This window comes from uncultured Kluyvera sp. (assembly GCF_902485085.1).
Taxonomy (GTDB): domain Bacteria; phylum Pseudomonadota; class Gammaproteobacteria; order Enterobacterales; family Enterobacteriaceae; genus Kluyvera; species Kluyvera ascorbata.
Genome location: NZ_CABTJS010000076.1, coordinates 52,465 through 66,031, shown reverse-complemented (window position 1 = coordinate 66,031; position 13,567 = coordinate 52,465). Strand labels below are relative to the sequence as shown.

The window sequence follows — 13,567 nt, the reverse complement described above, 5'->3', positions numbered from 1 at the left end:
CGTAGCCCCACCCGGCTTTTTTACACCCTCGCTAGATACAGCGCCGGCATTCCCTCAGCGTCCGAGGTATACAGCACCCACTCACCGTCCGGTGAAAACGACGGATGCGGATGCGTCACCTGACGGTCGCCGTCCAGTACTTTCCAACTGCTGTTGTGCTGGCAAATCGCTTTTTTCTCACCGGTTTTCAAATCAAACACCCAAATAAACGGATCGTTCAGGCTGATATCACCGGTATTATGCGGCGCGCCGTCTCCGACCACCCGCGAGCCGTCGTGGTTGCTCATCAGGTGGGAGCAGGGCGGAATCTCCATCAACTGGCGGTTTTCCAGCGTTGCCGGGTCAGCGCTGTAGAGATAACGGTGCGGGCTGTTCTCCTGATGCGCCACGTAGTAAAGCGCAGAGCCGTCCGGCACCCAGAATTCATGGGTGAAGCTTTCCCCTTGTTGATGCTGGCGCACGCAGCGCATGTCGCTGCCATCTTCATTTATCAGCCACATACGTGCATCGATAGCGTCGCGCGGGCCCTCGTGGCAAAACGCGACGGTCTTATCGTCAAACGGACGGTAGATAGGGTGCCCAAGCCAACGTTTTTCTTGCAGGATGGTCCGCTGCTCCCCGGTTTTCAGGTCGATGTTAATCAGGCGGCATTCCGGGTTGGTAAAGTAGTAGGCGCGGAACTTCGACCAGTCGGTCAGCGGCTGCCAGTCGCTTTTTTTAATTTCGATGCCGACGAGCTTCGTGCAGTCTGCGTTCGCCACCCACGTGCCGTAGGCGACCCACTCATCGTCCACTTCGTAGACCACGTACTCTTCGAGCGTGGTGAGATCAACGCGTCGAAGCTGGCGCGTATCTTTGACATACCATAAGGATTTATCGTCGTCGGACAGGAAACCGCCGAAGGTGTTATCCCCTGCGCCATCGGTAAGCTGGGTTGCCTGTTGAGCGGCAATATCCAGTAAATAGTAGTTCCAGTGCCCCTCAAATGCGCCGCCAAAAATCAGCTTGCCGCCGTCGCGGGTAAAGCATTTTTGGTAGAAGTAGTTTCGGTGGCAAATAATGTGCGGTGGCGTCATCCGGATCACCTCGTGACCGGTTTCGCTGTCTTTCTGCGTGCGGAAATTCAGCGGGATGATTTTGCCTTTCATGTGCTTTCTCCTTGAATAAAAAAATACCCCGCAACCGGAAGTTGCAGGGTATCAATAGGTCAATCGCGATTAGCGCATGGCGCGTTTCAGAATACGCTCGCCCTGACGCTGGAAGTCAGTTGCCGCTTCTTCTACGGATTTCTGGCCGTAGTCGATGTACTGCAGCGTGGTACCGAACTGGGCAACGATCTGCGGGTCATCAAAGTAAGGAGAGACGCTCAATTTCGCTGGCAGAGACTGCGCCAGACGAAGGCCCGCAACAGAAGGATCGCTCTCTTTCAGGATGCCGTCTTCGGTCAGGTATTTCACCGCGACTTTGCTCAGCGGCACGCCACGCTCCAGACCCAGCGTATCGACCCCTTCTTTGCTGTTCAGCAGGAAGTTGATCACTTTCGCCGCGGCTTCTGGGTTCTTGGTAGATTTGCCGATAGAGAGCATTTGCGCTGGTTTGAAGAACAGACCCGCGTCGGTAGCGCCTGGCAGCATTGGGTAGCTACCCAGTTCCAGCTTCGCAGGTGGCTTCAGGTTATCGGAGTACTTGTTAATGGTGGAGTTCCACATGTAAGTACCGCCCCATTCGCCCTGAATCCATGGCTTCATTTCATACATGTTGCTCTTACCGAAGGACGCGTAGTACTTGGTATCCGGCATCACGTGGCTGTCGACCAGCTTTTTATACATCTGGAAGAACTCAACCCACTGCTCTTTGCTGTAGGAGAATTTCTTGGTTTCCGGGTTGATGGCCGGAATGTTGTATTTCTGGGTCATGTAGGAGTTCAGCAGCGCCAGGGTATCCTGGTGCTCCAGCACGACCGGATAGTACTGTTTGCCCAGCTTGCTTTCGAAGGTTTTACCCGCGGCCATCAGGTCGTCCCAGGTTTTCGGGTATTCAACGCCAGCCTGTTTCCAGGTTTCATCGTTGAAGTAGAACACGCGCGCGGTAACGGAGATTGGGATCCCGTTCAGCTTGCCGTTGACGGTGGTGGACTGCAGTTCTTTCGCATCGAACTGGCTTAAGTCAATCACGTCTTTCATTTTGTTCAGATCGTAGAAGCCGTCGCCGTTTTTCGAGAAGATCGGCAGCCAGTTCCAGTTAGTCTGCATCACGTCTGGCTCGGTGCCACCGGCAATCTGGGTGGTCAGACGGGATAAGTGACCGTCCCAACCGGTGTATTCGGCTTTAACGTTAATATCTGGGTTCTGCTTATGGAACTCTTCCAGCGCCTTCAGAGTGACCTGGTGACGACCGTTACCGCCCCACCAGGACATACGAAGATCGACATCCTTTGCCATAGAAGGGAGGGCCGTGAGGCCCAGGGTGGCGGAGATTGCTGCGCTTAAAAGCACTTTTTTCATTTTAATACTCCAGATTAAAGGGAGAGGTTCTGTTCAGTTTTAGCATCAAAAATATGGCATTTATTCATATCAAACTTGAAGTACACCTTGCGATGAAGCCCCTTATCAATCATTGGCTTAGCTTCATCCGAAGGGATTCGCGCTGTCAGCTCGTAGTTCGCGACTTTCAGGTAAACGAAGAACTCGTGGCCCATGTTTTCCACGCGAACCATTTCACCGCTGCAGCCGCCTTCGGCAAACGGCTCGTCGGACAGCGAGACGAATTCAGGGCGAATACCGTAGAACACCTCTTCGTTGTCGTGACCGGCGAGCTTCTGGTTCAGCCCTTCGCTGAGCGCCATGAACTCATCGCCAATCGCCAGGTTTAAGGTGCCGTCTTTGTTCACCAGCTTGCAGGAGCGGATGTTCATTTCCGGCGCGCCGATAAAGCCCGCGACGAACATGTTTTTCGGTTTGTGGTACAGATTGTCCGGGGTGTCCACCTGCATGATGTGACCCAGTTTCATCACGCAGATACGGTCGCCCATGGTCATCGCTTCGGTCTGATCGTGGGTAACGTAGACGGTGGTCGCTGGCTTACCAGATTTTTTGAGCTGCTTGTGCAGGTCGGAAATACGGATACGCATCGATGCACGCAGCTTGGCGTCAAGGTTAGACAGCGGTTCATCGAACAGGAACACATCTGGTTTTTTCACAATCGCACGGCCCACGGCCACACGCTGTGCCTGGCCACCGGAGAGCTGACGCGGCAGACGGTCCAGCAGTTCTTCCAGTTCGAGGATTTTCGCTGCTTCATTCACCTGCGCTTCAATCTGGTCTTTCGGCAGCTTGCTAAGCTTCAGGCCGAACGCCAGGTTTTCACGAACGGTCATGTGTGGATAGAGCGCGTAGTTCTGGAACACCATCGCAATCCCACGCTCTTTTGGCGCGAGGTTGTTGACGATTTTCTCACCGATACGAACTTCACCGCCGCTGATGGTTTCAAGTCCTGCCAGCATACGCAGGGTGGTGGACTTGGCGCAGCCGGAAGGACCGACGATAACCATGAACTCACCTTCTGCGATTGAAAGGTCGATACCATGTACCGCTTTGAAGCCGTTGGAGTACACTTTTTCCAGTTTGTTGAAAATAACTTCAGCCATGATATATCCCTCTTAACCTTTAATTCCGCTGCTGGTAACGCCCTGTACGAAGTAGCGCTGTGCCAGGAAGAACACAATGATAGATGGCAGAATGGAGATGCTCGCCATTGCCAGAATTTCGTTCCACGGCGCGCCTTCGGTCACGTCGATGGACATTTTCAGTGCCAGTGCAATCGGATACTTATCAACGCTATAGACGTAGATCAGTGGGCCGATAAAGTCGTTCATAGACCACATGAACTGGAACAGTGCGACGGAGATAATCGCCGGCTTCAGAATCGGTACGACCACGTACCACAGCACCTGGATGGAGTTACAGCCGTCAATCTGCGCTGCTTCTTCCATGTCACGCGGCACACCGCGCAGGAACTGAATCAGCATGAAGACGAAGAACCCTTGCGTAGCGAAGGCCAGCGGCAGGTACAGCGGCATGTAGCTGTTCAGCATGCCCATTTCGCGGAACATCAGGTACTGAGGAATCAGCAGTACGGTGCTCGGCAGCAGCATGGTGGTGATGAGCGTGGCGAACCAGAATTTCTTCCATGGAATCTCGAAGCGGGCAAAGCCGTACGCCACGATAGTGGAGGAGATAATGGTCAGGATCACCTTAGGAATGACATACTTGAAGGTGTTCAGCATGTAATGACCGAAGGTGTACTCGGTACCGGTTTTCCAGCCGTTAATGAAACCGTCCCAGGTGGCATGTGCTGGCCACAGGCTCAGCGTGGTGAAGATCTCATGGTTCGGTTTGAACGACGCCGAGAACATCCACGCCAGCGGGTAAAGCATTAACAGACCGACGATCAGCAGGATGGTGTAGCGAATCCATGCGTTGATCTTCTCGCGACGAAGGGTGCGGGCAACCTCACGCTCTGCGATGGTTCTTGCGTCAGAGATTTGTTGGATATCAGCCATTTTTGCCTCCCTTATCGGCGGAGTAGAACACCCAGTATTTTGAAGACTTAAAGGCGATGCCGGCGAAGACCGCAACGACCAGGAACAGAACCCATGCCAACGCAGCGCCATAGCCCATATCGAAGTACTTGAACGCCGTGTCATAGATGTACAGCGAGAACAGATACGTCGAGTAGGTTGGGCCGCCACCGGTGATGACGTACGGTCCGGTGAACTCCTGGAATGCCTGGGTGGTCTGCATGATGAAGTTGAAGAAGATAACCGGCGTAATCAGCGGCACGGTCACTTTCATAAACATCTGCCATTTAGAGGCGCCATCGATCATGGCGGCTTCGTACTGAGACTGCGGAACGTTTTGCAGGGCCGCCAGGAAAATAACCATCGCGGAGCCGAACTGCCATACGCGCAGCAGGGTAACGGACATCAGCGCCAGTGAAGGCTCGCCCAGCCAGTTGACCGGGTCGAAGCCCAGTACGCCGATAAAGCTATTCAGCAGGCCGTCGATGGCGAACAGCGCACGCCATAAAACGGCGATAGCCACGGAGCTACCGAGGATTGACGGAATATAATAAGCGGTACGGAAGAAGCCGATACCGCGTAATTTAAAGTTAAGAACAAACGCAATCCCTAACGCAAAAGCGAGTTTTAAAGGGATGGTCAAAAATACGTAGGCGAACGTTACACCCATGGATTTCCAGAAGAGTGTGTCTTCTGTAAACATGTAGCGATAGTTTTCAATGCCGTTAAATACCGGCGGGCTCATCAAGTCATACTCAGTAAAACTGAGGAAGAAAGATGAAACGAACGGGAAGGCCGTGAAGATTATCAACCCAATGATATAGGGTGAAATCCAGGCCAATCCCAACATTCTGTTTTCATTCATACATACCTACCTGGCGAACAAGTGTGTCAAACGGATTGGGTGTCTGTTACATCCCCTGCGCCTGCTGGCGCCCGGGCGTTAAAGTCTTAGCTTGTTATAAGTCATGCAGCCTTTCCCTGTAAGTAGATATAATTCAGTGTGTTAAGCGCTATTCCGTCGTTGGTTTTTGTCGCGTTTTAAAAGCTCACTCTCTAGAAGGTCTTTTTTATAAAACGCCGTTTTAAATTTATTTTATTGCGATTTGTTTCTGCGTCATTCGATTAATGGTGAAAGTGTGATCGGAGTCGAAACGATGTTTCATTATAGTGATGTTGATGGCGTTTTTGCCGGTAGAGCGGGGGTTTTACGACGATCTGGTATGGAAGTTGGTGACCTGGTTGGTATAAAAAATATATAATTAACTATTAAAATGATTAACGAACTAATCTTTTGATATGTATGTAAAATATAAAGCCTCAACTAAAAAGATGAGGCTTCAGGTAGGGGCGAATTAATTATTCCATCAGCTTGCTTGCTGTATTCTCAGGCATTGCTGATAGGCGTTAGCCATTTTTATATCATAGTGATTTTGTGCGTATCCGGGGCCGTTGTAGCGTCTGGCAAAGCTGACCCAGTCTTTATTTTGCAAATAAAGATGAAGATTATTCGCCACCATTAATTGGCAAAGGGCTTCCAACTGCTCGTGGTTACCGCGGCTTTGCGCCGTGACAAAATCCTCCACTGAGCGAAATCCGCATAAGGCAAAATTAAACCCCATGATCTGGAATGCTCCCCATGACGTGGAGCATAGCGCCGCTTCACGGTGGAGGCTCATTGCCGTCTCGAGCCGGGCATGTTCTTTCTCTCCCCCCAGATAGTGCATTGCCGTCCATTGCCGATAAAGAATGGTGGGAAAACTGGCTGCCAGAATCTCGGGTTGATAGCGACGTTTTGCTAGCTCGCGCCAGAAAATATGTCCTTCAAATAAGATCTTTGGCTTTCCGGAAGGGAGAAAACCCTGTCCTGACGACTCCACGGTACAAACTGCCTGTAGCGCACAGGGCTCGATCTGTAGCCGTTTGGCGGCAGCGACAATCTCCTTCCAGCCAATCTTTTCCCGGTTAGACCCGTGGTCCAGAGAGGCTGATTCTTCATCTAACATCATGCTATTCCTCCGTTACTCGCTGGTTTCGGTCCTCGGGAGGTGCATTTGTAAGGCATCCCGGTTATAGGTTTTGTTGTAGTCGTCGAGCATAGACTGGAAGTTTTTAATAAAATCCAGGATGGAAATGTAGTCGTTGTTGGCGTTGCGTCCTTCGCTGAGGGTCCTGCTTTCGTCCGGCGGCGTCGCCTCCAGGTAATAGCCAAGAATTTGCGGGCTGGTAAAGCGCACGGTGACGCTGTTGGCCGTAGAGCTGGCGCGCGAGTTGCTGCGCGCGGAACTGGACGATGATGATGAACTGCCGCCAAAGATAAAGAAGCCACCGCCGCTTGCGGAGTGATCTTCAACGCTCTGGGCAAAGCTGCTCGACATTGCATTGTTAGATGAAAATTTGATGGTGACGTCGCGAGCGATGATAAATGCCACTGGGAAGCACGGGAAGACACATTCGTTCATGGCATTAAAACGCGCGTCCTGGAACGGCTTACCTTTTTGGTCCGGGGCGATTTTTTTGCTGGACGTGTTGTACATATCTTTGGTGAGCAGGAATACGCCGGGGTTAAACCATTCCCGGCTGATGCTAACCTTCGCAATCGACATCCCTATCTGAATTTTGACATCCTGGGACTTCATTGTGCTGTTGTCCACAGACTCCCGGTGCGACCGACTGCTGCTGTAGCCGCCAAAGAAGAAGGATGAACGACATGAGGATGCGGAGGCCGAGCTGGCACTACTGGAGCTTTGCTCAACGGAAGCCATCGTTGATTGGATAATGACCTGGGTAAAGCGCTCGGGAACGGCGTTTGGCGTGACGTCACTGTCAATAGCGCCTTCCGCTTTGATGTTCTTCTGCATGACTGATGCCAGAGCAATATGTTGCCGTACTTCGGTAATATCGTTCTCGGTTCGGGCGAGCTGCGTTTGCAGCGGTAACAGCATTTGCTTGTACTGGAGCAAGTTATTTTGCTGGAAATACTCCAGCGCGCTGTCCGTTGCGCTTTGGGCTGCCGCGATTAAGTTATCCTGGGCCTCCATGCATTTGTTGGCGCTATTTATTAATGCGCCGATGATTTTGCCTGCGTCGTCAGGCTTGATGCCGGGGACTCTGGAAAGGGTGTTTTCCCCTTTATCCTTTTCATTGGATCGACCGACAATATCGACAACCAGCTTGAGCGTGTCATTGGTGATATTTTTATAGGTATCACCGAGAGCCGTCCTGGCCGCAGCAAGTGCATCGTCTGCCGCCTTCTGTTTCTCCTTGAGGTTAGCGAGTATCGCCTGGTCAGGAAGAATTTTTAGGAACGAGTCTAGCGTCATGGAGATATTGCTGCGCTGCACCAACAGCACGGACAGCTGCTGCGCCAGCGCTGCTGGGCTTTCTAACAGGTCGATAGGAGTGAACGACGTATCGAGTAGGTCGAACCAGTTTTCCGGATACAGCGTGACCGGGTAGACATAGCCACCGTCGGGGTTGAGCTTTTGTACATTGGCCAGCGTTTGCCGGGCCTCGGCGATTTCGCGCCCTGAGCCGCTATCGAGGATCCCGGTGATAATCTCCATATCGCCCGGTGAGAAAACGTTGAGCACTTTACCCAGCTTCTCCTGTACCTTCAGTAGCTGAGATTCGGCGGTGGTCTCATACCAGTCGAGATAGTCGTTTTGTTTGCTGCGATTATTTTCCTTCGTATCACCGGGATATCTGGCCTCCAGTTCCGCCTTTTTATCTAGTTGAACTTTAGCCCAGGCCTGCTTGGCATCAACGTATTCGCTGTACAGGCGGTAGAAGACCTGTTGTAGCGTGAAGCCGGTGGTTAACCCGTCGCCAAAATTATACGGATAGGGAGTCATCAGGACTTTACGCAGCTTGGATTTTGCGTCGAACAACTTGCCGTTAAGCTGCGGTGTCAGCATATCCAGCGCGCTTTTATACTGGGTTTGCAGGTGACGACCATTGTCAGAACCGGTCATCGTGCAGGCATCAAATAGGCGGTTAACCAGCTTTGATTCGTTAGCTTCTACTAGCGGTGGCTTCGGTTGATTTTCCTCAATATTGTAACTGTAGAGATTTTTATCAATCTGCATACCGGGAAGGCTCATGCAGAAAAATTGATTGGGGTTATTTCCGCCGATGACTGAGGTGATTTTTTCATAAAGCTGATCGGCAAAACTTGGTATCGTTTCGGCATTATCCAGCGCTGCACTTAACCTTGGGGTAGTTTCGGTTATTGAGATAGTCGTGTTGGTGGTAGTGACCTGTTGGCTTGATTCACTAATATGTGATTGTTGATCATCGGGATGTGTTTCATCAGTCATGATTAATACTCCTGAATAATAAAATAATCGTTAAGTATCTACTGATAGGCGATGTGTCCAATAATAATTAAATTATGACAATTCCAACTGGGGCTAAGTTATTGCAAGTACGCATTAAATCGCCCGGAGAGACAAACATATTATTATTCGACTGCAGTGCAGTCAGCGGGTGATAATTTTTGGCTGCGGTATCAATATTTATTAGCGCGGCGTGAGCTTCGGCAAACTGATAAATAGATTCTGCTAGCGCTTCGGTCATTGAAGGGGTTGGGGGATTGGTATTATCCATAAAAGCATTGTGCAATGCTTCGCATAGCGCTTCGTCGCTGGCGGTTTCCGGCGCGCTGGCCATATCATATTCGCCAAAAATAGGCTGGCGCTGCTTCGTCCAGTCAATGGCTTTATCAAGCAGCGTTTCGCCAAACGCGGAGTCCGTCATAGAGGCGTGGCGGAACTGCAGGCGGAATGGGGCGCCTGCGTCGTCAAAGCATTGAGCGACGAACTGCGAGCACACCATCGGCTGTTTACCTGGCGTCTGATGCTGCTGGATATAGTGTGAAATGGTGGCCGTCAGCTTTTTCAGAATCCGGATTATCACCTGCTGTTTCTGGCTGGTAATGGAGAATTTCTTATACATTAACAGCAGGCCAACCATGTAAAGTCCGGCATGGTCGTAAGGTTCCTGATTATTCAGATACAGTCTTGCGGCGTCAATTACGGGCAAGAGAGGCGTGGTGCTGGTGTGACGATAAACATGGATAGTACGGCCATGAAAACGTTTTTGTGCCGGGTTTTCAGAAACCTGTGGAGGTGTTTCTTCAATAATCGTTGGCGGAGTGCTATTAAAATAAAGGGCAGCATGACTGACCGGCGCATCGGTCAGGAAAGTGATGGCCCATGAAATAAAACTCTTTTTCTCCGGCGAGAAAAGCAATACGTCTGCGGGACGCAGATCGCTTAGCGATAGCATTTTCATATAAATTCCTTTTCATTCCAATATCTATTAATTGGGAGCGTTTATAGAATAGGCTTAGTTATTTGAAAGGAACTGTGATGGGACTCTTATTTAGCTATCGTAGGAATTAACTAATGTTTGAGGAATTATTAATAGAGGGTATTAAATATAATAAAAACAGCCGCCTGATGTTATCAGCGCAGCTGTTTTTTTATTCATTTATGCTTTAAGGAAATCCTGACGCATCGGCGTAAAGGTATCCAGCAGCGTACCGGCTTTCAGGCAAACGCAGCCGTGCATAATGTTCGGCTGTTTATACAGCGTATCACCCGCACCCACCACGTGCTTTTCGTCACCGATGGTGAATTCGAATTCACCGGATAACACATAGGTCAGCTGCTCGTGCGGGTGGTTGTGCATCGGGCCGATCGCGTCCTGCTCAAAGTTCACCTCAACGGCCATCATTTTGCCATCGTGCGCGAGAATGCGGCGGGTTACGCCATTGCCCAGATCTTCAAGGGTGGTTTCTTTATGAAAAATAAACATCAGGCGGTCCTGTTTGTATGTTGAAACGTTGTTTCATTAAATTTATCTCAGAAACGAACAAAAAGAAATCTATCGCCGCAGATGTGGAAAGTTGATCACAACTTTGGTTCACTGGGAGCACGACGCAAAACAAGGTGAATGACATGAAAACGATGGGTCTTCTGGGCGGAATGAGCTGGGAATCGACGATTCCCTACTATCGCTTGATTAACGAAGGGATAAAGCAGCAGCTAGGCGGCCTGCATTCGGCGCAAATTTTGCTGCACAGCGTGGATTTCCATGAGATTGAGCTTTGTCAGTCTCAGGGTGACTGGCAGAAAGCGGGCGATATTCTGGCGCAGGCGGCAGTGGGACTGCAGCAGGCTGGCGCAGAGGGCATTGTGCTCTGTACCAACACTATGCACAAAGTCGCTGAAGCTATCGAAACCGCCTGCGACGTGCCGTTCCTGCATATCGCTGATGCCACCGGCCGCGCCATCAGCCAGAAGAAAATGACCAACGTGGCGCTGCTCGGCACGCGCTACACCATGGAGCAGGATTTCTATCGCGGGCGCTTACAGCAGGAATTTGGCATTACCACGCTGATTCCGGAGCAGGATGCACGGCAGAAAATTAACCAGATTATTTTTGATGAACTGTGTCTGGGGGAGTTCAGCGACGCTTCACGTGATTATTACCTGAGCGTGATTGAAACCCTGGCGCGTCAGGGCGCGGAAGGGGTGATTTTCGGCTGTACCGAGATTGGCCTGTTAGTTCCGGCTGAACTTAGCCCGCTGCCGGTGTTTGATACCGCCGCGATTCACGCGGCGGATGCGGTTGAGTTTATGCTCTCTTAATGTGCGTTCAGTACCGCCTCAAGCGGCGTGGTAATGTGCGACAGGCTCTGCTGTAGATGAGCCATAAATGCCTCTACCAACGCCGAGCGGGGGCGGTGCATCGGGCGAATCAGGCTGACGGTAAACGGGACGTTGATGCTAAAGCGGCGAATGACTACGCCGCTGTTGATGTAGTCGAGCGCCGTCAGCGGGTTGACCACTGAAATACCGACCCCAGCTTTGACCATCGCGCATATTGACGCGGCACTGTGCGTTTCCACGACCATTCTTCTTTTCACCTGATGCTCATTAAACAGCGTGTCCAGTAGTTGGCGATAGCTGTCGGTTCGCGACAGGCTGATGTAGTTTTCACCTTGAAAATCAGTAGGTGTCAGCACCGTTTTCGCTGACAGCGGGTGATCCTGTGGTAATACGCAGACTTCGTTCAGCGTCAGTAGCGGTATGCGTTCGGTGCCAGCGGGTGTGTGTGTCGTCTCAGTGATGCCCAAATCATGGCGCTGCGCCGACAGCCATTCCTCCAGTAGCGGCGACTCCTGCGGCACTATCTGAATATTGACCTGCGGATAGCGGGCCAAAAACGGCTGCAACAGGGGCGGTAAAAAGGATTGCGAAAAGACCGGCAGGCAAACAATAGACAGCTCGCCCTGACGGAACTCGCGCAGGCTTTCTGCCGCGCTGACGATTCTGTCTAATCCATACCAGGAACGCTGCACCTCTTCAAACAGCCGTAGCCCTTGAACGGTCGGGTGCAGGCGCCCGCGGCTGCGTTCGAACAGCTTAAGCCCCAGTACCTGTTCAAACCGCGCCAACTCGCGGCTGACCGTTGGCTGTGAGGTGTGCAGCATGCGGGCCGCTTCCGTCAGGTTTCCCGCCGTCATAATGGCGTGAAAGATTTCGATATGGCGCAGGTTAACGGCTGGCATGGGCATCTCTCAGGTTAAGTATCCATATCATTTTTGCATAGACTCGCGATAAAACGATATTTTTTATTCGCTTCAGGCTGTGGCGTAATCATAAAAAAGATGATTACCGGAGTCTGCTATGCCACGCCCGCTCAACAATACCGAAACCGACCTCACCGCTGATAACCTGCTGCGCCTGCCTGCTGAATTTGGCTGCCCGGTATGGGTGTACGACGCGCAGATTATCCGCGCCCAAATTGCCAAGCTGCACAAGTTTGACGTGGTGCGATTTGCCCAGAAGGCGTGCTCGAATATCCACATTCTGCGTCTGATGCGTGAGCAGGGCGTGAAGGTGGACTCCGTCTCATTAGGGGAAATTGAGCGTGCGCTGGTGGCGGGTTACGAAGCGGGCAAAGACGAGATTGTTTTTACCGCCGATACCATTGACGACGCGACGCTTGCCCGCGTGCATGAGCTACAGATTCCGGTCAACGCCGGTTCTGTGGATATGCTGGAGCAGCTCGGCCAAATTTCTGCGGGCCATCGCGTATGGCTGCGCGTGAACCCAGGTTTTGGACACGGCCACAGCCAGAAAACCAATACCGGCGGCGAAAACAGCAAGCACGGCATCTGGTATAGCGATCTCCCCGCGGCGCTTGAGGTCATTCAGCGTTATCAGCTGAAGCTAGTGGGCATTCACATGCACATTGGCTCCGGCGTGGATTATGGTCACCTGGAGCAGGTGTGCGGCGCGATGGTTCGTCAGGTGATTGAATTTGGTCAGGATCTGGAAGCTATCTCTGCGGGCGGCGGGTTATCTATTCCGTATCGTGAAGGGGAAGAGGCGATTGATACCGATCACTACTTCGGCCTGTGGAATGCGGCGCGTGAGCAGATTGCTAAACACCTGGGACACCCGGTCAAACTGGAGCTGGAGCCGGGTCGTTTCCTGGTGGCCGAATCCGGCGTGCTGGTCGCGCAGGTACGCAGCGTGAAGGCGATGGGCAGCCGTCACTTTGTGCTTATCGACGCGGGTTTTAACGATCTGATGCGTCCGGCGATGTACGGCAGCTATCATCATATTTCCGCGTTGGCGAGCGATGGTCGTGCGCTGGAAAACGCGCCGCAGATTGAAACCGTGGTGGCGGGCCCGCTGTGTGAATCGGGCGACGTCTTTACCCAGCAGGAAGGGGGTAAAGTGGAAACGCGCCTGCTGCCTGCGGTGGTGCCGGGAGATTATCTGGTGCTGCACGATACCGGCGCGTATGGCGCATCAATGTCGTCGAACTACAATAGCCGTCCGCTGCTGCCTGAAGTGCTGTTTGATAATGGCGTGGCGAAGTTGATTCGTCGTCGTCAGACGATTGAAGAGCTGCTGGCGCTGGAGCTTATCTGAGGGAATGCCCGATAAGTGCAGCGCCATCGGGCAT

The 13,567-nt window shown here is 51.9% G+C and carries 12 protein-coding genes; 2 read left to right on the top strand and 10 right to left on the bottom strand.

Translation table 11 applies throughout. The annotated features are described in order from the left end of the window. Nucleotides 1–20 precede the first annotated feature (20 nt). From RDN66_RS08830 to RDN66_RS08790, 9 genes are all read right to left on the bottom strand, one after another. Nucleotides 21–1,148: an oligogalacturonate lyase family protein gene (locus RDN66_RS08830; RefSeq protein WP_308537787.1), complete on the bottom strand. Its 1,128-nt coding sequence runs from the start codon at nucleotides 1,146–1,148 to the stop codon at nucleotides 21–23. Nucleotides 1,149–1,217: 69 nt separating this feature from the next. Beyond that, a complete protein-coding gene (locus RDN66_RS08825) occupies nucleotides 1,218–2,504 on the bottom strand; it encodes an ABC transporter substrate-binding protein (protein ID WP_035897630.1) in 1,287 nt (428 codons plus the stop codon). 14 nt (nucleotides 2,505–2,518) lie between these two features. Then, nucleotides 2,519–3,646, bottom strand: a complete 1,128-nt coding sequence (locus RDN66_RS08820; RefSeq protein WP_115073726.1) for an ABC transporter ATP-binding protein — start codon at nucleotides 3,644–3,646, stop codon at nucleotides 2,519–2,521. Nucleotides 3,647–3,658: 12 nt separating this feature from the next. Then, nucleotides 3,659–4,561, bottom strand: a complete 903-nt coding sequence (locus RDN66_RS08815; protein ID WP_035893992.1) for a carbohydrate ABC transporter permease — start codon at nucleotides 4,559–4,561, stop codon at nucleotides 3,659–3,661. Continuing rightward, entirely contained in the window at nucleotides 4,554–5,444 is an 891-nt protein-coding gene (locus RDN66_RS08810; RefSeq protein WP_035893990.1) for a carbohydrate ABC transporter permease, read from the bottom strand. The genes RDN66_RS08815 and RDN66_RS08810 overlap by 8 nt, the downstream gene beginning before the upstream one ends. Before the next feature lie 502 nt (nucleotides 5,445–5,946). Next, on the bottom strand, nucleotides 5,947–6,588 hold the full coding sequence (locus RDN66_RS08805; RefSeq protein WP_202217228.1) for an N-acetylmuramidase family protein: 642 nt from the start codon (nucleotides 6,586–6,588) through the stop codon (nucleotides 5,947–5,949). A 12-nt stretch (nucleotides 6,589–6,600) separates the two neighbouring features. After that, complete coding sequence (locus RDN66_RS08800) at nucleotides 6,601–8,898, bottom strand: hypothetical protein (protein ID WP_156105148.1); 2,298 nt, start codon at nucleotides 8,896–8,898, stop codon at nucleotides 6,601–6,603. A 67-nt stretch (nucleotides 8,899–8,965) separates the two neighbouring features. Next, nucleotides 8,966–9,874 carry a hypothetical protein gene (locus RDN66_RS08795; protein WP_308537786.1) on the bottom strand — a complete coding sequence of 303 codons (909 nt, stop codon included), beginning with the start codon at nucleotides 9,872–9,874 and terminating at the stop codon, nucleotides 8,966–8,968. A gap of 198 nt (nucleotides 9,875–10,072) precedes the next feature. Further along, the gene (locus RDN66_RS08790; protein WP_202217230.1) at nucleotides 10,073–10,399 is read right to left on the bottom strand and encodes a cupin domain-containing protein; all 327 of its coding nucleotides are present in this window, start codon (nucleotides 10,397–10,399) and stop codon (nucleotides 10,073–10,075) included. Nucleotides 10,400–10,542: 143 nt separating this feature from the next. On the opposite strand from RDN66_RS08790, the gene RDN66_RS08785 reads away from it, so the two are divergent. Continuing rightward, nucleotides 10,543–11,235 carry an aspartate/glutamate racemase gene (locus RDN66_RS08785; RefSeq protein ID WP_035893986.1) on the top strand — a complete coding sequence of 231 codons (693 nt, stop codon included), beginning with the start codon at nucleotides 10,543–10,545 and terminating at the stop codon, nucleotides 11,233–11,235. Here RDN66_RS08785 and RDN66_RS08780 read toward each other — a convergent pair. Next, a complete protein-coding gene (locus tag RDN66_RS08780; protein ID WP_202217231.1) occupies nucleotides 11,232–12,158 on the bottom strand; it encodes a LysR family transcriptional regulator in 927 nt (308 codons plus the stop codon). The two genes, RDN66_RS08785 and RDN66_RS08780, sit on opposite strands and share 4 nt — an antisense overlap. 118 nt (nucleotides 12,159–12,276) lie before the next feature. On the opposite strand from RDN66_RS08780, the gene lysA reads away from it, so the two are divergent. Then, nucleotides 12,277–13,533, top strand: coding sequence for a diaminopimelate decarboxylase (gene lysA / locus RDN66_RS08775; RefSeq protein WP_202217232.1), 1,257 nt, complete (start codon nucleotides 12,277–12,279; stop codon nucleotides 13,531–13,533). The last annotated feature ends 34 nt before the right edge of the window (nucleotides 13,534–13,567 follow it).

Bases quoted from the DNA above. Each gene is read 5' to 3' on its own strand.
- RDN66_RS08780 (WP_202217231.1), bottom strand. From the start codon at position 12,158: ATGCCAGCCGTTAACCTGCGCCATATCGAAATCTTTCACGCCATTATG.
- RDN66_RS08800 (WP_156105148.1), bottom strand. From the start codon at position 8,898: ATGACTGATGAAACACATCCCGATGATCAACAATCACATATTAGTGAA.
- RDN66_RS08820 (WP_115073726.1), bottom strand. From the start codon at position 3,646: ATGGCTGAAGTTATTTTCAACAAACTGGAAAAAGTGTACTCCAACGGC.
- RDN66_RS08805 (WP_202217228.1), bottom strand. From the start codon at position 6,588: ATGATGTTAGATGAAGAATCAGCCTCTCTGGACCACGGGTCTAACCGG.
- RDN66_RS08795 (WP_308537786.1), bottom strand. From the start codon at position 9,874: ATGAAAATGCTATCGCTAAGCGATCTGCGTCCCGCAGACGTATTGCTT.
- RDN66_RS08790 (WP_202217230.1), bottom strand. From the start codon at position 10,399: ATGTTTATTTTTCATAAAGAAACCACCCTTGAAGATCTGGGCAATGGC.
- RDN66_RS08825 (WP_035897630.1), bottom strand. From the start codon at position 2,504: ATGAAAAAAGTGCTTTTAAGCGCAGCAATCTCCGCCACCCTGGGCCTC.
- RDN66_RS08815 (WP_035893992.1), bottom strand. From the start codon at position 4,561: ATGGCTGATATCCAACAAATCTCTGACGCAAGAACCATCGCAGAGCGT.
- RDN66_RS08830 (WP_308537787.1), bottom strand. From the start codon at position 1,148: ATGAAAGGCAAAATCATCCCGCTGAATTTCCGCACGCAGAAAGACAGC.
- RDN66_RS08810 (WP_035893990.1), bottom strand. From the start codon at position 5,444: ATGAATGAAAACAGAATGTTGGGATTGGCCTGGATTTCACCCTATATC.
- lysA (WP_202217232.1), top strand. From the start codon at position 12,277: ATGCCACGCCCGCTCAACAATACCGAAACCGACCTCACCGCTGATAAC.
- RDN66_RS08785 (WP_035893986.1), top strand. From the start codon at position 10,543: ATGAAAACGATGGGTCTTCTGGGCGGAATGAGCTGGGAATCGACGATT.